The sequence below is a fragment of the Streptomyces sp. NPDC016677 genome, assembly GCF_055562815.1.
On sequence record NZ_JBVHEO010000018.1, the window covers coordinates 93,243 to 112,589 of the forward strand.

20 protein-coding genes and 1 riboswitch are annotated in these 19,347 nt (G+C 73.3%); of the genes, 9 read left to right on the plus strand and 11 right to left on the minus strand.

Going from position 1 to position 19,347, the window contains the following annotated elements; all coding sequences use genetic code 11:
* Nucleotides 1-42 precede the first annotated feature (42 nt).
* From ACZ3IG_RS31885 to bioB, 8 genes are all read right to left on the minus strand, one after another.
* Nucleotides 43-1,056 carry a hemolysin family protein gene (locus tag ACZ3IG_RS31885; protein WP_467436439.1) on the minus strand — a complete coding sequence of 338 codons (1,014 nt, stop codon included), beginning with the start codon at nt 1,054-1,056 and terminating at the stop codon, nt 43-45.
* Nucleotides 1,053-2,414, minus strand: coding sequence for a hemolysin family protein (locus ACZ3IG_RS31890; protein WP_467436440.1), 1,362 nt, complete (start codon nt 2,412-2,414; stop codon nt 1,053-1,055). Before ACZ3IG_RS31890 ends, ACZ3IG_RS31885 begins: the two co-directional genes overlap by 4 nt.
* A 248-nt stretch (nt 2,415-2,662) precedes the next feature.
* Nucleotides 2,663-3,088, minus strand: coding sequence for a GNAT family N-acetyltransferase (locus ACZ3IG_RS31895; RefSeq protein WP_467436441.1), 426 nt, complete (start codon nt 3,086-3,088; stop codon nt 2,663-2,665).
* A 77-nt stretch (nt 3,089-3,165) separates the two neighbouring features.
* The gene (locus ACZ3IG_RS31900) at nt 3,166-4,050 is read right to left on the minus strand and encodes a TIGR03621 family F420-dependent LLM class oxidoreductase (RefSeq protein ID WP_467436443.1); all 885 of its coding nucleotides are present in this window, start codon (nt 4,048-4,050) and stop codon (nt 3,166-3,168) included.
* A 162-nt stretch (nt 4,051-4,212) separates the two neighbouring features.
* Nucleotides 4,213-4,911: a class I SAM-dependent methyltransferase gene (locus ACZ3IG_RS31905; protein WP_467436444.1), complete on the minus strand. Its 699-nt coding sequence runs from the start codon at nt 4,909-4,911 to the stop codon at nt 4,213-4,215.
* Nucleotides 4,912-5,099: 188 nt separating this feature from the next.
* Nucleotides 5,100-5,816, minus strand: a complete 717-nt coding sequence (gene bioD / locus ACZ3IG_RS31910; protein ID WP_467436515.1) for a dethiobiotin synthase — start codon at nt 5,814-5,816, stop codon at nt 5,100-5,102.
* A gap of 63 nt (nt 5,817-5,879) precedes the next feature.
* Nucleotides 5,880-7,160: an adenosylmethionine--8-amino-7-oxononanoate transaminase gene (locus ACZ3IG_RS31915; RefSeq protein ID WP_467436445.1), complete on the minus strand. Its 1,281-nt coding sequence runs from the start codon at nt 7,158-7,160 to the stop codon at nt 5,880-5,882.
* Nucleotides 7,153-8,241 (minus strand): biotin synthase BioB, encoded by a 1,089-nt coding sequence (gene bioB / locus ACZ3IG_RS31920; RefSeq protein WP_467436447.1) that lies wholly within the window; start codon nt 8,239-8,241, stop codon nt 7,153-7,155. Before bioB ends, ACZ3IG_RS31915 begins: the two co-directional genes overlap by 8 nt.
* Before the next feature lie 182 nt (nt 8,242-8,423).
* Here bioB and ACZ3IG_RS31925 point away from each other — a divergent pair, with 182 nt between their 5' ends.
* Nucleotides 8,424-9,584, plus strand: coding sequence for an 8-amino-7-oxononanoate synthase (locus ACZ3IG_RS31925; protein WP_467436448.1), 1,161 nt, complete (start codon nt 8,424-8,426; stop codon nt 9,582-9,584).
* 42 nt (nt 9,585-9,626) lie between these two features.
* On the opposite strand, the gene ACZ3IG_RS31930 is transcribed toward ACZ3IG_RS31925, so the two are convergent.
* Complete coding sequence (locus tag ACZ3IG_RS31930; protein WP_467436449.1) at nt 9,627-9,857, minus strand: DUF397 domain-containing protein; 231 nt, start codon at nt 9,855-9,857, stop codon at nt 9,627-9,629.
* 9 nt (nt 9,858-9,866) lie between these two features.
* Nucleotides 9,867-10,727, minus strand: coding sequence for a helix-turn-helix domain-containing protein (locus ACZ3IG_RS31935; RefSeq protein ID WP_467436450.1), 861 nt, complete (start codon nt 10,725-10,727; stop codon nt 9,867-9,869).
* Between the two features lie 213 nt (nt 10,728-10,940).
* Here ACZ3IG_RS31935 and ACZ3IG_RS31940 point away from each other — a divergent pair, with 213 nt between their 5' ends.
* Nucleotides 10,941-11,405 carry an ATP-binding protein gene (locus ACZ3IG_RS31940; protein ID WP_215172587.1) on the plus strand — a complete coding sequence of 155 codons (465 nt, stop codon included), beginning with the start codon at nt 10,941-10,943 and terminating at the stop codon, nt 11,403-11,405.
* Between the two features lie 294 nt (nt 11,406-11,699).
* Here ACZ3IG_RS31940 and ACZ3IG_RS31945 read toward each other — a convergent pair whose 3' ends face one another.
* Nucleotides 11,700-12,173: a C40 family peptidase gene (locus ACZ3IG_RS31945; RefSeq protein ID WP_215172589.1), complete on the minus strand. Its 474-nt coding sequence runs from the start codon at nt 12,171-12,173 to the stop codon at nt 11,700-11,702.
* A gap of 3 nt (nt 12,174-12,176) precedes the next feature.
* Nucleotides 12,177-12,309: riboswitch (cyclic di-AMP (ydaO/yuaA leader) on the minus strand.
* 731 nt (nt 12,310-13,040) lie between these two features.
* On the opposite strand from ACZ3IG_RS31945, the gene ACZ3IG_RS31950 reads away from it, so the two are divergent.
* The 7 genes from ACZ3IG_RS31950 to ACZ3IG_RS31980 all read left to right on the plus strand — a co-directional run bounded on the left by ACZ3IG_RS31950 (nt 13,041) and on the right by ACZ3IG_RS31980 (nt 19,335).
* Nucleotides 13,041-13,343, plus strand: coding sequence for an urease subunit gamma (locus tag ACZ3IG_RS31950; RefSeq protein ID WP_467436452.1), 303 nt, complete (start codon nt 13,041-13,043; stop codon nt 13,341-13,343).
* Nucleotides 13,344-13,357: 14 nt separating this feature from the next.
* On the plus strand, nt 13,358-13,669 hold the full coding sequence (locus ACZ3IG_RS31955) for an urease subunit beta (RefSeq protein ID WP_467436454.1): 312 nt from the start codon (nt 13,358-13,360) through the stop codon (nt 13,667-13,669).
* On the plus strand, nt 13,662-15,383 hold the full coding sequence (locus ACZ3IG_RS31960; protein WP_467436455.1) for an urease subunit alpha: 1,722 nt from the start codon (nt 13,662-13,664) through the stop codon (nt 15,381-15,383). Before ACZ3IG_RS31955 ends, ACZ3IG_RS31960 begins: the two co-directional genes overlap by 8 nt.
* Nucleotides 15,383-16,057, plus strand: coding sequence for an urease accessory protein UreF (locus ACZ3IG_RS31965; RefSeq protein ID WP_467436457.1), 675 nt, complete (start codon nt 15,383-15,385; stop codon nt 16,055-16,057). The genes ACZ3IG_RS31960 and ACZ3IG_RS31965 overlap by 1 nt, the downstream gene beginning before the upstream one ends.
* A 55-nt stretch (nt 16,058-16,112) precedes the next feature.
* Entirely contained in the window at nt 16,113-16,793 is a 681-nt protein-coding gene (gene ureG, locus ACZ3IG_RS31970) for an urease accessory protein UreG (protein ID WP_215172599.1), read from the plus strand.
* Nucleotides 16,790-17,593 (plus strand): urease accessory protein UreD, encoded by an 804-nt coding sequence (locus tag ACZ3IG_RS31975; RefSeq protein WP_467436458.1) that lies wholly within the window; start codon nt 16,790-16,792, stop codon nt 17,591-17,593. The genes ureG and ACZ3IG_RS31975 overlap by 4 nt, the downstream gene beginning before the upstream one ends.
* Nucleotides 17,594-17,733: 140 nt before the next feature.
* On the plus strand, nt 17,734-19,335 hold the full coding sequence (locus ACZ3IG_RS31980; RefSeq protein ID WP_467436459.1) for an alpha/beta hydrolase: 1,602 nt from the start codon (nt 17,734-17,736) through the stop codon (nt 19,333-19,335).
* Nucleotides 19,336-19,347 lie beyond the last annotated feature (12 nt).

A 19,347-nucleotide genomic window follows, 5' to 3' on the forward strand; every position in this document is an offset into this window, starting at 1 on the left:
GCATACCCGCCGGTCGGTACCCGGGGCTGCCGGCCGGTGTCCTCACGTCCGCTGCCCGAACAGCTCCCGCAGGACGTCCTCCATGGTCACCAGCCCGGCCAGCCGTCCGTCGGCCTCCAGGACGGCCGCCAGATGGGTGCGGCTCGCGCGCATCGCCGTCAGGACGTCGTCCAGCGGGGTGCTCTCCCGTACCCGGGCGATGGGACGCATGTCACCCGCCCGGAACGCCGCGCCGCGCGGGGAGGCGTCCAGGGCGTCCTTCACATGCAGGTAGCCGACGATCCGCCGCCCGTCGTCCACCACCGGGAACCGGGAGAACCCGGACTCGGCCGACAGCCGCTCCAACTGCTCGGGGGTGACGCCCACGCGCGCGTGCACGACCCGTTCCAGCGGGAGCGCCACGTCGCGCACCGGCCGCCGGCCCAGTTCCAGCGCGTCGTGCAGCCGCTCCTGGGCGCGGTCGTCGATGAGCCCCGCCTCGCTCGCGTCCTTCACGATCTCGGCCAGCTCGGTGTCGGTGAAGGACGCCGACACCTCGTTCCGCGCCTCGACCCGCAACAGCTTGAGCAGCGCGTTGGCGAACGCGTTGACCGTGAAGATCACCGGACGCAGCGCCCGGGACAGGGCCACCAGCGGCGGCCCGAGCAGCAGCGCGCTGCGCACCGGCTCCGCCAGCGCGATGTTCTTCGGCACCATCTCGCCCAGCAGCATGTGCAGATACGTCGCCAGGGCCAGCGCCAGTACGAAGGAGACCAGGTGCCCGGCCCCGGACGGCACCCCCATCGCGTGGAACACCGGTTCCAGCAGGTGGGCGATGGCAGGTTCCGCGACGATGCCGAGGACCAGCGTGCACAGCGTGATGCCGAGCTGGGCCGCGGCCATCAGCGCAGACACGTGTTCCAGCCCCCACAGCACGCGCTCCGCCCGCCGGTCGCCCGCCTCGGCGTGCGGCTCCACCTGGCTGCGGCGCACGGAGATCAGCGCGAACTCCGCGCCCACGAAGAAGGCGTTGACGACCAGCGTCAGCAGACCGATCAGCAGCTGTACGACGGTCACCGCCCGGCCTCCCCGTTCCCTGGACCGGAGCCCGCGTCTCCGGTCCGCTCGCCCGCGAGCGGTGCGCGCAGCAGGACGACGGCGGCCCGGCGGCCCGTGGCGTCCAGGACGTCGAGCCGCCAGCCCGCCACCTCCACCCGGTCACCGACTGCCGGGATACGACCCAGCTCGGCGGCGACCAGCCCGGCCACCGTCTCGTACGGCCCTTCCGGCACCCGCAGCCCGACCCGCTTCAGCCGGTCCACCCGGGCCGAGCCGTCCGCCCGGAACAGCGCGTGCCCGTGCTCGTCCGTCCCGGCCGGGGCCAGCTCGGGCGTCTCGTGCGGGTCGTGCTCGTCCCGCACCTCGCCGACGACCTCTTCCACGATGTCCTCCAGCGTCGCCACGCCCGCCGTGCCGCCGTACTCGTCGATCACCACGGCCATGGTGCGCCGCCCGGAGAGCCGGTCCAGGAGCCGGTCGACGGTCAGTGTCTCCGGGACCAGCAGCGGGTCCCGCATCAGCTCGGAGACCGGGACCTCGGCGCGCCGCTCGGCGGGCACCCCCAGGACGTCCTTGATGTGCGCGGTGCCCACCACCGCGTCCAGGGTGTCCCGGTAGACGGGGAACCGGGACAGCCCGGTCGCCCGCGTCGCGTTCGCCACGTCCGCGCAGCTCGCGCCGGCCTCCAGGGCGATCACCTGGACGCGCGGTGTCATCACGTGCTCCGCGGTGAGGTCGGCGAGGTTCAGCGTCCGGACGAACAGTTCGGCGGTGTCCGCCTCCAGCGAGCCCTCCCTGGCCGAGTGCCGGGCGAGCGCCGCCAGCTCCTGCGGTCCGCGCGCGGACGCCAGCTCCTCGGCGGGCTCCACACCGAGACGCCGTACGAGACGGTTGGCGGTGTTGTTCAGATGGGTGATGAAGGGCCGGAAAGCGGCGCTGAACCAGCGCTGCGGGGTCGCCACCCGCTTGGCCACGGCGACCGGCGACGAGATCGCCCAGTTCTTCGGGACCAGCTCGCCGACCACCATCAGCACCACCGTGGACAGCGCCGTACCGATCACCAGCGCGATCGAGGAGGCGGTCGACGGAGCAGCGCCCAGGTCCCGCAGCGGACCCGCGAGCAGCGCGGCGATCGACGGCTCGGCGAGCATGCCGACCACCAGATTGGTCACCGTGATGCCGAGCTGCGCGCCCGACAGCTGGAACGTCAGATTCCGTACGGCCTTCAGGGCGCCCGCCGCGCCGCGCTCCCCGCGTGCCGCGGCCCGCTCCAGCGCGCCGCGTTCGACGGTGGTCAGGGAGAACTCGGCCGCGACGAAGGCGCCACAGGCCAGCGCGAGCAGGACGGCCACCAGCAGCAGGAGCACTTCGGTCACCGGTTCACCTCCGTCCCACGATCGCCCGTCATGACGCGATCGTCCGTCGTCCCGTGCTCGCCCGTCGCCCTGCGCTCGCCGGTCCCACGACCGTGCGTCCTTCGGTCGTCCGTCCCATGATCGGGCAGGGCGGGGCGGCCCGCGCGCTGTCGCACGCCGGCCGGCGGTCCGTGGACAGAGGCTCGGCATCCGTCATGGTCGCGCGAGTGCCCGCCCCGGGCCGGATGAGGCCACGGAGCCGAGGCGCCTCAGGAGACGAGGTGCTTCACCCAGCGCCGCCACTGCTCCTCGGGCTCGTAACCGGCGGCCCGCCACGCGTGCTGCGCCCGCTCGTTGCGCACCAGCACCATCGCGTCCCCGCGCCGCCCGCCGAGGGCGACGAAGCGTGCCTCGGCTGCGGTCAGCAGCGACGTGGCGACGCCCTGGCGGCGTCGGTCCGGGTGCACCGCGAGCCGGTACAGATGACACCGCCAGCCGTCGAAGCCGGCGATCACCGTGCCGGCCAGCTCGCCGTCGACCTCGCCCAGCACCAGGGCCTCGGGGTCGCGGGCGACCAGGCGCTCGACGCCCGCCCGGTCGTCGCTGATGCTGGTGCCCTCGGCGGCCACCTTCCAGAAGGCCAGCACGGTGTCCAGGTCCGCGGGCCCGGCGGCCCGTACATGAAGATCGGTCATGAACCGATCCCATCAGCCGCGCAGACGGGTGACCAGCGATTTCCGGTATGTGGACGGCGGCGTGCGGTCGGCGGGGATCACTCCCCGCGCAGCGCCCGCAGCACCGGGGCGAAGGCATCCATGTACGGCTCCAGCACGGTCAGGTACGAGAAGCCGTACCGCTCGCGCTGCGTCCGCACCTGGCCCGCGATCTCCTCGACGGTCCCGGCCAGCAGGGTGGGCAGCTCCAGCAGCTGCGTGGTGGTCAGTCGCGGTACGTGCTCCGCGAACGGGCGGACGGCGGCCTCCCGGTCCTCGGTGACCAGCACCATCTGGATGAGCAGGTTCAGCTCCGTGGCCGCCTCGTCCGCCGTCCGCGCGCGGTAGTCGGCCACGCTCGCGTCCAGTTCCTCGGCGGTGCGCGGGACCAGCCGCCCCGTCGTGCTCCCCGGCACCGCACGCGCGCCGGTGAACGCCGCGATGTCGGCGTGCCCGGCGGCCAGTTCCAGCATGCGCGGACCGCCCGCGCCGATCAGCAGCGGCACCCGGTGCCGTGCGGGCCGCGGCTGGTGATCGGCGGACTCCAAGAGCCGCTTCAGCTCCCGTACCGTGTGCCGCACATGGTCCACCCGCTCACCCGGCGAGCCGAACGGCAGTCCGGCCGTGTCGTGCTCCGCCCGCACGTACCCCGCTCCGATCCCCAGCTCCAGCCGGCCGCCGGTCAGCGCGTCGGTGGTCGCCACCTCGCGGGCCAGCAGCGCCGGGTTCCAGAAACCCGCGTTCAGCACGAACGTGCCCAGCCGTGGCCGCGCGGTGGCCTGCGCGGCCGCGACCAGGGCCGGGAACGGCGCCACCATGCCCAGATGATCGGGGACCAGCAGTACGTCGTACCCCAGCTGCTCCGCCCGGCGGCACTTGGCACGCCACTCCTCGGCCGGGGCCGGCACGGTCAGGCTGACACCGAAACGGAACGGTCGCGACATCAGCTCTCCCCAGTGCTCGGCGACGTGGGAACGTACCGACGACTTGAGAACGTACCGAGTCGATCACTCGGACCCGACGCCCGTCAGGACGTCCGTCCGCGACCCCGCGACCCCGCGGGGCCTAAGGGGCGACGTCTTCGTGGCCGTACGGCGTCCCGCCGCTCAGCGCGTTGGCGCCGTGCCGGTCCCCGACCGCCAGGCGGTGCCCAGTACGCAGTACGACGTGGGCAGCCGTGGGCCCTTCTCCGGCATCAGGGTCCGCCGGTAGGGGCCCAGCGTGAACCCGGCCTCGCGCAGCGCGGCGAGCGGGTCCCGCGACACATGGCAGCCGCCGGCCAGCGGCGGCCACACCGTCCGGTCCAGGGCACGCTGGGTGAGCGTCATCAGCCGGCCGCCGCCCCGTCCGTGCTCGAAGAACCGCACCTCGCCGCCGGGCCGCAGCACCCGCCGCAGCTCCGCCAGCGCCCGGGGCACGTCACGGACGCTGCACAGCACCAGGGAGACCACGGCCGCGTCGAACCCCTCGCTCTTGACCGGCAGCGCCTCGGCGGTGCCCGGCACCACGTCGACGGGCGTCTCCGCGCGCAGCGCCGCCTCCACCGCCAGCTGCCGCAGCACCCGCTCCGGCTCGATGGCGACGACCTCGGAGACGGTGCGCGGGTAGTGGGTGAAGTTGAGGCCGTTGCCCGCGCCGATCTCGATCACCCGCCCGGAGACTCCGGTGAGCAGCCGGTCGCGGACCGGCCCCATCCCCATCCGGGTCTCGGCCCTCACGCTGAGCCGGGCGTAGCGGCGCGCGAACCACGGGTGGTGCACGGCGTCCCGTGGCATGGCCGGGTCGCGGGCGGAACGGAGCGGCATGGGACCTCCCTCGCCGAGGGACGTGGAAGCGGACGCGCTACCGCGATTGTCCCCCGTACCGGGGCGGCGCACCCCTGCCCAGGCCCTTTCTTCGCCCGGACCGCGCGGGCGGTCCCGGTGCCGACGGGCGGGCGCGGCGTGCCGTCGTGGGGGTCGCGGGGGCTGCGGCCAGGACACCGCACGCCCGCTCAGGCTCCCTCCCGCCTCCGGAACGCCTCCGCGTCCCAGGTGCCGCCCACCTCCGGCGCCAGCCAGCTCCGCGCCGCCGCCCGGAAACCGGCCGGGGCGCGGGTGGCCGCCCCCGCGGGCACCGCGCCCAGCAGTGGTGCGCCGGCGACGTCCGGCAGGTCCGTGACGTTGCAGCGCGCGGCGAGGTCCGGACGCGCGGGCCAGCTGCCGATCACCACGCCCAGCGGGACCAGCCCCCGTACGCGCAGTTCACGGGCCGTCAGCTCGGTGGCGTTCAGCGTGCCGAGACCGGCCGGTGCCACGATCAGCACCGGCGCGCCCAGCGTTGCGGCGACGTCCGCCAGCGTGCCGCCCGCCGCGTCGAACCGTACGAGCAGCCCGCCCGCCCCCTCCACCAGCACCAGGTCGTGCGAGGCGGCCAGCTTCTCCGCGGCGTCGGCGACGTCGTCCGGCCGCACGGGAGCCAGGCCGGCCCGCCGCGCGGCCGTCGCGGGCGCCAGAGGTTCGGGATAGCGGGCCACCTCCGCGGTGGTGACCGGGCCCGCCAGCCGCGCGACCTCCTCGGCGTCCCCGGGCTCACCGGGCGCCACCCCCGTCTGCGCGGCCTTCAGCACCGCCACCGACCGGCCGGCCGCCACGGCCGCCGCGGCGAGGGCGGCGGTCACCACCGTCTTCCCGACCTCCGTGCCGGTCCCCGTGACCATGAGCACGGTCATGTCATCCATACCGGGAATCCCCTCCTGTCCGCCGGGCCGCCGGGTGCACCCCGTCCGGTCACGTCACCCCTCCCGCGCCGCCGCGCACACCGCGCGGCCGATCCGGGCCACGTCCGCGTCGTCCGTGACGTACGGCGGCATCGTGTAGACCAGGTCGCGGAACGGCCGCAGCCACACGCCCTCGCGCACGGCCGCCGCCGTCGCCGCCGCCATGTCGGCCTCGTGGTCGAGCTGGACCACGCCGATCGCGCCGAGCACCCGCACGTCCCGCACCCCCGGCAGCGACGCGGCCGGCGCCAGCCCGTTCCGCAGCCCCGCCTCGATCCGCCGCACCTCGGCGCGCCAGTCCTGTTCGAGCAGCAGCCCGATCGAGGCGCAGGCCACGGCCGCCGCCAGCGGATTGCCCATGAACGTCGGCCCGTGGGCCAGTACGGGAACCTCGCCGCGCGAGATGCCCTCGGCCACCCGGGACGTGCACAGCGTGGCCGCCATCGTCAGATAACCGCCGGTCAGCGCCTTGCCCACGCACATGACATCCGGCGCCACCGCCGCGTGCTCCGCCGCGAACATCGCCCCCGTACGCCCGAAGCCAGTCGCGATCTCGTCGAACACCAGCAGCACACCGTGCGCGTCGCACACCTCGCGCAGCACCCGCAGATACGCGGGGGAGTGGAACCGCATCCCGCCCGCCCCCTGCACCACCGGCTCGACGATCACCGCCGCCAGTTCCCCGGCGTGCCGTTCGACCAGCGCCCCCAGCCGGGCGGCGTACGCCTCGTCGTACTCCGCGGGCGGGGCGTCGGCGAAGACCTGGCGCGGCAGCAGTCCCGCCCACAGCCCGTGCATCCCGCCCTCGGGGTCGCACACGGACATCGGCTGCCAGGTGTCGCCGTGATAGCCGCCGCGCCAGGTCAGCAGCCGCCGCTTCGCCGGCCGGCCGAGCGAACGCCAGTACTGGAGACACATCTTCACCGCCACCTCCACCGACACCGAACCGGAGTCGGCGAGGAAGACGTGTTCCAGGCCGTCGGGCGACAGGTCGACCAGCAGCTTCGCCAGCCGTACGGCGGGCTCGTGGGTGAGCCCGCCGAACATCACGTGGCTCATCCGTTCCAACTGCTCGCGCGCCGCCCGGTTCAGCACCGGGTGGTTGTAGCCGTGCACGGCCGACCACCAGGAGGACATGCCGTCGACCAGTTCGCCGCCGCCGTCGGCGAGCCGCAGCCGCACCCCGTCCGCCGACGCCACGACCAGCGGGTCGCGCCGGCCGGGCATCGGACCGTACGGATGCCACACGTGCCGCCGGTCCAGGGCCAGCAGTTCCGCCACCGTCAGGTCAGGCATTGGGCGCGAGGTCCGTCCCGGCCCCGCGACGGCGTACGGCCACCAGATCGGCGCGTTCACCGCCCGCCCGGTGCTCCGGCAGGGTCGCCTCACCGGCGCCCTCCACCTCGAAACCGGCGTCCGCGATCATCTCCAGGTCCGCCCGGCCCGCCTGGCCCTCGCTGGTGAGGTAGTCGCCGAGGAAGACGGAGTTGGCCAGGTGCAGGGCGAGCGGCTGCAGGGTGCGCAGATGGACCTCCCGGCCGCCCGCGACGCGCACCTCCACGTCCGGGCAGACGAACCGCGTCATCGCCAGGATGCGCAGGCACCGCTGCGGGGTCAGGTGCCACTCGGTGGCCAGCGGCGTCCCCTCCATCGGGATCAGGAAGTTCACCGGCACCGAGTCCGGGTCCAGCTCGCGCAGCGAGAACACCACGTCCACCAGGTCCTCGTCGCTCTCGCCCATGCCCGCGATCAGCCCGGAGCAGGCCGACAGACCGGCGGCGTGCGCCTTGCGCACCGTGTTCACCCGGTCGGCGTACGTGTGCGTGGTCGTGATGTCCCCGTACGTCGCCTCCGACGTGTTGAGGTTGTGGTTGTAGGCGTCGGCGCCCGCCTCGCGCAGCCGCTCCGCCTGACCGTCGGAGAGCAGGCCCAGACAGGCGCAGACCTCCACGTCCTCGTGCCGCTCCTTGATGGCCGCGATGGTCTGCGAGACCCGGTCCACGTCCCGGTCGGTCGGGCCGCGCCCGCTCGCCACCAGGCACACCCGCTTGGCGCCCCCGGCGACCCCCGCGGCGGCGGCCTCGGACGCCTGGTCCGGCTTGAGCCAGGTGTACTTGAGGATCTCCGCCCCCGAGCCGAGCCGCTGCGAGCAGTAGGAGCAGTCCTCGGGGCACAGGCCCGACTTGAGGTTGACGAGATAGTTGAGCTTCACCCGGCGGCCGAACCAGTGCCGGCGCACCTTGCCGGCCGCGGCCACCACATCGAGCAGATCGTCGTCCGACGTGGCGAGGACGGCCAGCGCCTCCTCGCGGGTCGGCGGTTCGCGCCGCAGGCCTTTGTCCACCAGCGTGTTCAGCAGTGTGCTCAGCAGGTCCATGGCAGGCGATCCTGGCCCATCAACAGCCTCCGGCGAAAGGAGGGTTTCCACAACACGTCCAATTCGACCTGTGGGGATTGCCACACCGTGAGCCACTTGCCGGGCCGCTAGGGTCTGTTCGCTGTCTACAAACCTCCGCGTCTACAGACCTCTGCTCACAGACCACCCGGAAGGACCGTCCCATGGCGTTCGACTGGATCGACACGCAGCGGGAACTGCGCCGGCGCTCCGGGCTGCTGCGGAGCCTGCGCCCCCGCCCGGCCGAGGACCCGCTCCTCGACCTGGCGAGCAACGACTACCTGGGACTGGCCCGGCACCCCGAGGTGACCGAGGGGGCGGCCCGGGCGGCCCGGATCTGGGGCGGCGGCGCGACCGGCTCCCGGCTGGTCACCGGGTCCACGGAACTGCACGCGGAACTCGAACACGAACTGGCCGCCTTCTGCGGCTTCGAGGCCGCCCTCGTCTTCTCCTCCGGTTACGCGGCCAACCTGGCCGCCGTCACCGCGCTGGCGCCGCACGGCTCGCTGCTGGTCTCCGACGCGGGCAACCACGCCTCGCTGATCGACGGCTGCCGGCTGGCCCGCGGCACCACCCAGGTCGTGCCGCACGCCGCGCCGGACGCGGTGCGCAAGGCGCTGCGGACGCACGACGGGCCCGCGGTCGTCGTCTGCGACACGGTGTTCTCGGTCGACGGCGACGCCGCCCCGCTGACCGCGCTGGCCGCGGTCTGCCGGGAGCGCGGCGCCGGGCTGCTCCTCGACGACGCCCACGGCCTCGGCGTACTCGGCGACGGCGGCCGGGGCGCCCCGCACGCCGCCGGACTCGCGGGCGCCGAGGACGTCGTCGCGACGGTCACGCTGTCGAAGTCGCTGGGCAGCCAGGGCGGGGCGGTCCTCGGCCCGGCGCGGGTGATCGGCCAGATGGTCGACACGGCCCGGACGTTCCTCTTCGACACGGGACTGGCGCCCGCGGCGGCGGGGGCCGCGCTGGCGGCGCTGCGGCTGCTGCGCCGCGAACCGGAACGGGCCGCGCGGGCTCGCGCGGTGGCGATGGACCTGCACGCGCGCCTGACGGCCACGGCCGGGACGGCTCCGGCCAGGACGGCCGCGGGCGGTCTGGAGGCGGTGCGCCCCGACGCCGCCGTGGTCTCGGTGCGCGCGCCGTCCTCGGTACAGGCCGTACGGTGGGCGGCGGACTGCCGTACGGCCGGCCTGGCCGTGGGGTGCTTCCGTCCTCCTTCCGTGCCCGACGGCATCTCACGGCTCAGGCTGACCGCCCGGGCGGACCTCACCGAGGGTCAGATCGAACGTGCTGTGCGGACGATCCACGAAACGCGGCCATGAGTCGGCGTGACACGGCCGTGCGTCGTCGGCTGCCGCACGGGGTTACTCCTGGCGGAGCCCAGCGGTGAAGTCCGTCCAACTCCCGGGGGAGATGAGCAGAGCCGGTCCGGCGGGGTCCTTGGAGTCGCGCACGGCGAGGAGTCCGGCCCAGGGGCCGGCCGACGGACGGGCCGTCTCCACGCAGTTGTTGGCTCCGGTGCTGTAGCTGCTGCGCAGCCACCGGACACCGTGCAGTCGGGTACTGGAAGGGACGTGCCGCGGAGGTGTTGACATGGTGCCTCCTTACGCGCCGGCCGCTGTCGCGGCGATGAGATCCAATGAGTCGTCGGGCGAAAGGGCGTGAACCTGCAGGGCGTTGAAAGCCTCGGTGTAGGCCTCCAGGTCTTCTTTCCGTTCCAGATAGAGGCTACTCGTCAAGTGGTCGAGAACTACCACGTCTAGATCAGAAGTGCTCGAAAATGAGAAGATAACGAAAGGCCCCGTGACGCCGATGTGGGCCCCGGCGGCGAACGGCAGCACCTGGAGCCGGACATGGGGCAGCCGCGCCGCGTCGACCAGCCGTTCCAGCTGGCGGGCCATCACGCCCGGCTCGCCGACCGTCCGGCGCAGCACCGCCTCGTCCAGTACGGCGCTGAGGTGCAGGGGGGTGGCGGAGCGCAGTACGTCCTGCCGGGTCAGCCGCACCTCGACCAGCGCGTCGATCCGCTCCTCCGGCAGTCCGTCCATCGCGGCGCGGGTCACCGCACGGGCGTACTCCGGTGTCTGGAGCAGGCCGGGGACCACGGTGGTCTCCAGGGTGCGCATCGTGCTCGCCTGGGACTCCAGGCTGATGAAGTCGCGGTAGGCCGGCGGCAGCACGCCCCGGTAGGGGTGCCACCAGTGCTGCCGGCCGCCGTTGTCCTCGGACCCCGCCAGGGCGAGGATGACCTCGCGCAACTGGGCGTCGGCCACGCCGTAGACGTCCAGAAGTAACCGCACGTCGCCCGGTTTCGCGCCGCTCGTGCCGGTCTCGATCCGGCTCACCTTGGACTGGTGCCATCCCGCCAGCCGGGCCGCCTCGCCACTGGTGATCCCCGCCTCCGTGCGCAGCGTGCGCAGTTCGGCGCCCAGTTTCCGGCGGCGCACCACGGGACCGTGCCGCATGGGCCAACTCCTTTACTCCTTATGAGCCGCGCAAAAAGGGTCTGCAGTCGCAGAGTTCACCGCTTCGAGCGACAGATATATGCATATCTTGGGGGATCGCCACCCTTCACCGGCGTGGTGATGGCACTCTGGCGACCAAGCACAGTCCGGGACCGTACTCGAACCATCCGCTCCGTGTGGGGCTGCGGTCCCGTCGGAAGGGACGACGTCGCCATGGCAGACCACCTGGAAGCATCCGTCACTCTGCCGAGCGATCCCGCCTCGGTGTCCGCCGCCCGGACCTACGTCGTCGGCACGCTCGCGGAGTGGGGACTGTCCGCCGGCACGGAAGTGTCCGACACCATCCGGCTCATCGTCTCGGAGCTGGCGACCAACGTCGTGCAACACACCCTGGGACAGTCGCCCACCTTCACGGTGGACCTGGCGCTCGACCGTGACGAGCACCTGCGCATCGGTGTCACCGACAGTCACCCGCGCTTCCCCAAGCGTCTGCCCGCGGCCGTCCAGCAGGACAACGGCCGCGGCATGGTCATCATCCGCTGCCTCGCCGCGGAATGCGGCGGGCGTCTGCGGGTCCGCCCCACCCGGGAGGGCGGCAAGACCGTCTCCGTCGAACTTCCCTGGACGCCCCCGGCCGAGCCGCTCCCGACGACGGTGCGGCGCGATCGGCGACGGTGACGGGGGTGGGGGCGCCGGACCACCCGCCGGGTCCGCGCCACACCTGAGGGCTCCCGTACGCCCGCGTACGGCTTCGTACGCCTCGCACGCACCCGTACGCCCCGTGTGCACCCGTACGCGTCCTTACGGCACCCATACTGGCCCGTATCGGACCCGTGAGGTCCCTGCGGCGTCCGTGGGGCCCGTATGCCCGGTACGGCGCCATACGGGACCCGTACGCCCGGTACGGCCCCTACGCCCCAGAGGGAGCGCGCCCCGCCCCGGCAGGGTGGGCGGCGCGCCCCCTCGGGCGGATCACTTCACCCGGCCGTACCAGACGCTCTTCGTCCAGATCTTCTGCAGCCGCACCACGTCACCCGTCTTCGGGGCGTGCCAGATCTTGCCCTTCCCGGCGTAGATGCCCACGTGGTAGACGCTGCGGCCGGAGTGGAAGAACACCAGGTCGCCGGCCTTGCGGCTGGAGGCGGAGACATGGCGGGTCCGGTTGTACTGCTGGGCCGCCGTGCGGGGCAGTTTCTTGCCGGCCTTCTTGAACGAGTACAGCGTCAGCCCTGAGCAGTCGAAGCGGGACGGTCCGGTGGCCCCGTACCGGTACGGGGCGCCCTTCTTGGAGGCCGCGATCTTCAGCGCCTTGGTCGCATGGGTCGCCGCGGCGGCCTCGGAGGCGATGCCGGGGACCACGATCGAGCCGCCCACGGCGGCGATGGTGAGGGCCGAGGCCGTACCGGCCCGGACCATGAGCGACGGGACACGATTGAGCGCAGTCATGCGCAACCCTTCGTCAGCCGCCTGTGAAGGATGACCTGTCGGATTCGGGCTGGCGAAGTTGCCCGGCCGCACGAGTGCGGCTTCACCCCAAGGGCTGCTCGGTTCCGGTCATGGCGTGACCGGGCCGGCGACCCGTCGTGCTCGGGTCCTCCACTCCTGCCGATCCACTCCTGTCGACCGGTCATCCGGGCGGCGGCAGGACTCGGCGTCCGCCCGGATCGCCCCGCCGCTGCGGCGGGGTCTTGTCGTCAGTCAGGGATCTTGACGCACCGAAGTGGGAAAATCCCAACGGAACGTGGAGTTTGTGTTGTTACTCACCACTCATCCGTTCGGGTGGACGGTGTCCCGTTCGGGCCACCCCCGCCGGGGCCGACGACCTTCCCACCAGCGGCGGAATGCCCATTTCGCCGACGAACCGGGCGCGTTGCGCAAGCCGGACGGTCCCCGAAAGGGACGTGAACCTCCACCGATGGGGGGTACGCCGTTCGGCCTGTTCCGGCTCCGATCGGCCCCGCGCGATACGAACCCGGAGCGGGCGCCGGAAACCGGCCTCGGCGCCCACGCGTCCGCTCGGGCCGCCCCCGCGTCCGCGTGAGCCCGTCCGCGCGCGCCGTCCGCGCGCCGTCCCTGCGTCCGCCCCCCGTCCGTCCCTCCCCGTCCGTTCACGCGCCCGTCCCCCCCGTCCGTTCACGCGCGGGCAAAGGGACGCCCAAGAAGTAGCCCCGGGCAACGAAAAGTGATCTTGGGCGGGTTAACGTGAGCGAAACCCGGTGCAACTAGCCTGCCGCTCCGGCCACCTGGGACGTCGCCCCGTGGCCGAGGCGACCGGACCCGGCACGGTCCGGAGCGAGGACTGTGAGGTGGGACGTGCGACTGACCCCGCATGAGCAAGAGCGGCTGCTGATCCACGTGGCGGCCGACGTCGCCGAGAAGCGCCGGGCGCGCGGCCTGAAGCTGAACCATCCCGAGGCCGTCGCCCTCATCACGTCGCACATCCTGGAGGGCGCGCGGGACGGCCGCAGCGTCGCCGAGCTGATGTCCTCGGGTCGCAAGCTGCTCACCCGGGACGACGTCATGGACGGCATCCCGGAGATGCTCCACGACGTGCAGGTCGAGGCGACCTTCCCGGACGGCACCAAGCTCGTCACCGTCCACGACCCGATCGTCTGAGGGGGAGCCGCGCCGTGATACCCGGAGAGATCCTGTTCGCCGACAGTCCGATCGTCTACAACGAGGGCCGCGAAACGACGCGGCTGACCGTCCTCAACGCCGCCGACCGTCCCGTCCAGGTCGGCTCGCACTACCACTTCGCCGAGGCCAACCCGGGACTGGAGTTCGACCGCGCCGCGGCCCGCGGCAAGCGGCTCGACATCGCCGCCGGCACGGCCGTACGCTTCGAGCCCGGCATCCCCGTCGAGGTCGAGCTCGTCCCCGTGGCCGGCGCCCGGATCGTGCCCGGACTGCGCGGGGAGACCGGGGGTGCCCTCGATGCCTGAGATCTCCCGCCCCGCCTACGCCGACCTGTTCGGCCCCACCACCGGCGACCGGATCCGCCTCGCCGACACGGACCTGCTGGTCGAGATCGAGGAGGACCGCTGCGGCGGCCCCGGACGCGCCGGCGAGGAGGCCGTGTTCGGCGGCGGCAAGGTGATCCGCGAGTCGATGGGCCAGTCCCGCGCCACCCGTGCCGACGGCACCCCCGACACCGTCGTCACGGGGGCCGTGATCATCGACCACTGGGGAATCGTCAAGGCCGACGTCGGCATCCGCGACGGCCGGATCACCGGCATCGGCAAGGCCGGCAACCCGGACACCATGGACGGTGTCCACCCCGGCCTCGTCATCGGCCCCGAGACCGAGATCGTCGCGGGCAACGGGCGGATCCTCACCGCCGGGGCCGTCGACGCCCATGTGCACTTCATCTGCCCGCAGGTGGCCGACGAGGCGCTGGCGTCCGGCGTCACCACCCTGGTCGGCGGCGGCACCGGACCGGCCGAGGGGTCGAAGGCCACCACCGTCACGCCCGGCCCCTGGCACCTGGCCCGGATGTTCGCGGCGATGGAGGCGTACCCCCTCAACATCGGCCTGCTGGGCAAGGGCAACACCGTCTCCCACGAGGCGATGCTCTCCCAGATCCGGGGCGGTGCCGCCGGTCTGAAGATCCATGAGGACTGGGGCGCGACCCCGGCCGCCATCGACGCCGCCCTCACCGTCGCCGACGCGACCGGCGTCCAGGTCGCCATCCACACCGACACCCTCAACGAGGCCGGTTTCGTGGGCGACACCCTCGCCGCGATCGGCGGACGCGGCATCCACGCGTACCACACCGAGGGCGCGGGCGGCGGCCACGCGCCCGACATCATGACGGTGGTCTCCGAGCCGCACGTACTGCCCAGTTCCACCAACCCGACCCGGCCCTACACCGTCAACACCGCCGAGGAACACCTCGACATGCTGATGGTCTGCCACCACCTCAACCCGGCCGTCCCCGAGGACCTCGCCTTCGCCGAGTCCCGCATCCGGCCGTCCACCATCGGTGCCGAGGACGTCCTGCACGACCTGGGTGCCATCTCGATCATCTCCTCCGACTCCCAGGCGATGGGCCGGGTCGGCGAGGTGATCCTGCGCACCTGGCAGACCGCCCACGTCATGAAGCGCCGGCGTGGCGCGCTGCCGGGCGACGGCCGCGCGGACAACCACCGCGTCCGTCGCTATGTCGCCAAGTACACGATCAACCCGGCGCTCGCCCAGGGAATGGCCCGTGAGATCGGCTCCGTCGAGACCGGCAAGCTCGCCGACCTGGTGCTGTGGGAACCGGAGTTCTTCGGCGTCAAGCCCCTGCTGGTGATCAAGGGCGGCCAGATCGCGTACGCGCAGATGGGCGACGCCAACGCCTCCATCCCGACCCCGCAGCCGGTCCTGCCCCGGCCGATGTACGGGGCGATCGGACGGGCCCCGGCCGGCAACTCGGTCAACTTCGTGGCCGGCCCGGCGATCGACGACGGGCTGCCCGAACGCCTCGGCCTGGGCAAGGGCTTCACGGCGATCGACTCCACCCGCGCGGTCACCAAGGCCGACATGCGGGAGAACGACGCGCGGCCCGATGTACGGATCGACCCCGACAGCTTCGCCGTGCACATCGACGGCGAGCTGGTCGAGGCGGAGCCGGCCGCGGAACTGCCCATGACCCAGCGTTACTTCCTCTTCTGATGTCCAGGGCCGCGCTTCTGGTCCTGGCCGACGGCCGCTTCCCCGCCGGAGGACACGCGCACTCCGGGGGCGCGGAGGCGGCCGTACGCGCCGGACGGATCACCGGGGCCGAGGACCTCGAAGCCTTCTGCCGGGGCCGGCTGCATACGACGGGACTGGTGTCGGCCGCGCTCGCCGCGGCGGCGGCCCTCGGCGTGGACCCGGTGGCCCTCGACGCCGCCGCGGACGCCCGGACGCCGTCACCCGCGCTGCGCACCGCCGCCCGGAAGCTGGGCCGGCAGCTGATGCGGGCGGCCCGCGCCACCTGGCCGTCCGCCGAACTCGCCCACCTCGCCGGGGCCTTCCCCAAGGGCGCGCACCAGCCGGTGGTGCTCGGGCTGACGGCGCGCGCGGCGGGGCTCGGCCCGGACAACGCGGCGTACTGCGCGGCGTACGAGAGCGTGAGCGGGCCGGCGACGGCCGTGGTGCGGCTGCTGAGCCTGGACCCGTTCGACGCCACCGGGGTGCTGGCGCGGCTGGCGCCGGAGCTGGACCGGGTGGCCGACCGGGCCGTCGAGACGGCCCGCGAGGCCGTCGGCGCGGGGACGGAGGCGTTGCCCGCGGCCTCCGCGCCACTGCTGGAGATCCTCGCGGAGGCGCATGCGGCGCGGCCGGTGCGGTTGTTCGCTTCCTGAGCTGCCGACCTGAGGGGCTGCGCCCCCCGATCCCCCCGTTCGAAAAGGAGTCGTCATGCACCTCGATCACCCCCACTCCCACGGTCCCGCCGCCGTCAGCGCCGACGCGCACCGCCCCGACGGCACCCGCCGCGCCCTGCGGATCGGGCTCGGCGGACCCGTCGGGTCGGGCAAGACCGCCACCGTCGCCGCGCTCTGCCGGGCGCTGCGCGACGAACTGTCCCTCGCGGTCGTCACCAACGACATCTACACCCGCGAGGACGCCGAGTTCCTGCTCCGCGAGGCCGTGCTGCCGCCCGAGCGGATCGCCGCCGTGGAGACCGGGGCCTGCCCGCACACCGCGATCCGGGACGACATCTCCGCCAACCTCGAAGCCGTCGAGGACCTGGAGGACGAGGTCGGCCCCCTGGACCTGATCCTGGTCGAGTCCGGCGGGGACAACCTGACCGCCACCTTCTCCCGGGGCCTGGTCGACGCGCAGATCTTCGTCATCGACGTGGCCGGCGGCGACGACATCCCGCGCAAGGGCGGCCCCGGCGTGACCACCGCCGACCTGCTCGTCGTCAACAAGACCGACCTCGCCCCGTACGTCGGCTCCGACCTGGCCCGGATGTCCGCCGACGCCAAGGCGCAGCGCGGAGAACTGCCCGTCGTCCTCCAGTCGCTCCGGGCGGAGACGGGCGTGGCGGACGTCGCCGCCTGGGTCCGCTCCCGGCTCGCGGCGTGGACGGCGTGAGCCGCACGGACGTCGCCCGGGAGACCGCCGGTGCCCGGGGAACCGCCGGCGTCCGGGCCACGGCCCGCGTCCACGCCCGCCGCGACGGACGGGGCGGCACCGCGCTGCCGGTGCTCGACGGAGAGGGCCCCCTCGCGCCACGCCGGACCCGGTCCGCCGGGGCCGAGGCGCGGGTGACGCTGGTCGGCGCGATGAGCGGGCCGCTCGGCGGGGACCGCCTCACCGTAGAGGCGGACGTCGGCGAGGGCGCCCGGCTGCGCGTCGGATCGGCGGCGGCAACCATCGCGCTGCCCGGCCAGACCAAGGACGAGGCCCGCTACGACGTCCGCCTCACCGTCGCCGACGGCGGCGAACTGTACTGGCTGCCCGAGCAGTTGATCGCCGCCCGCGGCAGCGACCTGTACGTCACCACCCGGGCCGACCTCGCCGCCGGCGCCCGGCTGGTGCTGCGCGAGGAACAGGTGCTCGGCCGCGCCGGTGAGGAACCGGGGCGGCTCACCAGTCGGCTGACGGTGCGAAGCGCGGGCCGGTGCGTCCTCGACCAGGAACTGGCCTGTGGCCCCGGTGCCCCCGGCGGCTGGGACGGCCCCGCGGTGCTGGCGGGACAGCGCGCCGTCGGGCAAGTCGTCGTCGTATGTCCGGAGTTCGCCGAACGGCCGCCGTCGGCCCGGACGGCCGGGGAGGGCGCGGCCGTGCTGCCGCTCGCCGGGCCGGCCGTCCTCGTCACCGCCGTGGCCCCCGACGCGCTGCTTCTGCGCCGGCTGCTGGACGAGGCGCTGGCCGGCCTCGACCGGGACTGAGACCCGTACCCCGCCGATCGAACGGGTGGTGCCGTTTATCGGATTGGCAAAGAAGTCGGGTCGTCCCTGTCCTCAGGGAACCCACAGCCGAGAGGATCCCCGTACCTATCGCAAGGATGTACGGGGAGGCCCACTTGAGGATGAGACGACTGAAGCGGAGCACGGCCGCGCTCGGCACCGTGGGGCTGCTGGCCTCCGGGATGCTGACGGCCGGTGCCGTCACCGCGCCCGTGGCCAACGCCGGGCCGGCCGCCCGGCACGGGAACACCCAGGACCTCCAGGCGTACGGCGCCGCCGTCGCCGCGGCCCGCGCCGCCAAGGCCGGGATCGACTGGCAGGACTGCCCCGCCGACTGGAGCCTGCCCGCGCCGATCCAGTGCGGCTACGTCACCGTCCCGCTCGACTACGCCAAGCCGCACGGCAAGCAGATCAAGCTCGCCGTCGACCGCATCGGCAACACCGGCACGAAGGCCCAGCGCCAGGGCGCCCTCATCTACAACCCCGGCGGCCCCGGCGGCTCGGGCCTGCGCTTCCCGGCCCGTGTGACCGCCAAGAACCCCCTGTGGACGAAGACGGCCGAAGCGTACGACTTCGTCGGCTTCGACCCGCGCGGCGTCGGCAGGTCGACGCCGATCTCCTGCGTCGACCCGCAGGAGTTCGTCAAGGCGCCCAAGGCCGACCCGGTGCCCGACTCCGAGGCCGACAAACGCGCCCAGCGCAAGCTGGCCCGCGAGTACGCCGAGGGCTGCGCCGAGCGCAGCGGCGAGATGCTGCCGCACATGACCACCCCGAACACCGCGCGCGACCTGGACGTCATCCGCGCGGCCCTCGGCGAGAAGAAGCTCAACTACCTCGGTGTCTCCTACGGCACCTACCTCGGCGCCGTCTACGGCACCCTCTTCCCCGGCCACGTCCGCCGCATGGTGGTCGACAGCGTCGTGAACCCCTCCCGGGAGAAGATCTGGTACCAGGCCAACCTGGACCAGGACGTCGCCTTCGAGACCCGCTGGCAGGACTGGCAGGACTGGGTCGCGAAGAACGACGCGACGTACCACCTCGGCGACACCCGTGCCGAGGTCCAGGCCCAGTGGCTCAAGCTGCGCGCCACCGCCAAGGAGAACCCGATCGGCGGCGTCGTCGGCCCCGCCGAACTGCTCGGCTTCTTCCAGAGCGCCCCGTACTACGACTCCGCCTGGGCGACGGTCGCCTCCGTCTTCAGCGCCTACGTCGCCGGTGACACCCAGGCCCTGGTCGACGCCGCCGCCCCGGACATGTCCGACATCGCGGGCAACGCCTCCTCGGAGAACGGCAACGCCGTCTACACGGCCGTCGAGTGCGCCGACGCCAAGTGGCCCACCGACTGGAAGACCTGGGACCGGGACAACACCCGCCTGCACGCGGACCATCCCTTCCTCACCTGGTCCAACGCCTGGATGAACCTGCCCTGCGCCACCTGGCCCACCAAGCAGAACACCCCGGTGAACGTGAAGACCGGCAAGGGCCTGCCGCCCGTGCTGATCGTCCAGGCGGAGCGGGACGCGGCCACTCCGTACGAGGGCGCCGTCGAACTGCACCAGCGGTTCAAGGGCTCCCGGCTGATCACCGAGCGGGACGCCGGTTCGCACGGCGTCACCGGTCTGACCAACCCCTGCGTCAACGACCGCGTCGACACCTACCTGCTCACCGGCAAGGTGGACGCCCGGGACGTGACCTGCGCCCCGCACGCCACGCCGAAGCCGTAACCCGTCAGGGGC

Excerpts from the sequence above, each read along its gene's own strand:
- ACZ3IG_RS31925 (WP_467436448.1), top strand. The coding sequence starts at position 8,424 with ATGGCGTTCGACTGGATCGACACGCAGCGGGAACTGCGCCGGCGCTCC.
- ACZ3IG_RS31965 (WP_467436457.1), top strand. The coding sequence starts at position 15,383 with ATGTCCAGGGCCGCGCTTCTGGTCCTGGCCGACGGCCGCTTCCCCGCC.
- ACZ3IG_RS31905 (WP_467436444.1), bottom strand. The coding sequence starts at position 4,911 with ATGCCGCTCCGTTCCGCCCGCGACCCGGCCATGCCACGGGACGCCGTG.
- ACZ3IG_RS31980 (WP_467436459.1), top strand. The coding sequence starts at position 17,734 with ATGAGACGACTGAAGCGGAGCACGGCCGCGCTCGGCACCGTGGGGCTG.
- ACZ3IG_RS31915 (WP_467436445.1), bottom strand. The coding sequence starts at position 7,160 with ATGCCTGACCTGACGGTGGCGGAACTGCTGGCCCTGGACCGGCGGCAC.
- bioD (WP_467436515.1), bottom strand. The coding sequence starts at position 5,816 with ATGACCGTGCTCATGGTCACGGGGACCGGCACGGAGGTCGGGAAGACG.
- ACZ3IG_RS31960 (WP_467436455.1), top strand. The coding sequence starts at position 13,662 with ATGCCTGAGATCTCCCGCCCCGCCTACGCCGACCTGTTCGGCCCCACC.
- ACZ3IG_RS31900 (WP_467436443.1), bottom strand. The coding sequence starts at position 4,050 with ATGTCGCGACCGTTCCGTTTCGGTGTCAGCCTGACCGTGCCGGCCCCG.
- ACZ3IG_RS31895 (WP_467436441.1), bottom strand. The coding sequence starts at position 3,088 with ATGACCGATCTTCATGTACGGGCCGCCGGGCCCGCGGACCTGGACACC.
- ACZ3IG_RS31930 (WP_467436449.1), bottom strand. The coding sequence starts at position 9,857 with ATGTCAACACCTCCGCGGCACGTCCCTTCCAGTACCCGACTGCACGGT.
- ACZ3IG_RS31945 (WP_215172589.1), bottom strand. The coding sequence starts at position 12,173 with ATGACTGCGCTCAATCGTGTCCCGTCGCTCATGGTCCGGGCCGGTACG.
- ACZ3IG_RS31940 (WP_215172587.1), top strand. The coding sequence starts at position 10,941 with ATGGCAGACCACCTGGAAGCATCCGTCACTCTGCCGAGCGATCCCGCC.
- ACZ3IG_RS31935 (WP_467436450.1), bottom strand. The coding sequence starts at position 10,727 with ATGCGGCACGGTCCCGTGGTGCGCCGCCGGAAACTGGGCGCCGAACTG.
- bioB (WP_467436447.1), bottom strand. The coding sequence starts at position 8,241 with ATGGACCTGCTGAGCACACTGCTGAACACGCTGGTGGACAAAGGCCTG.
- ureG (WP_215172599.1), top strand. The coding sequence starts at position 16,113 with ATGCACCTCGATCACCCCCACTCCCACGGTCCCGCCGCCGTCAGCGCC.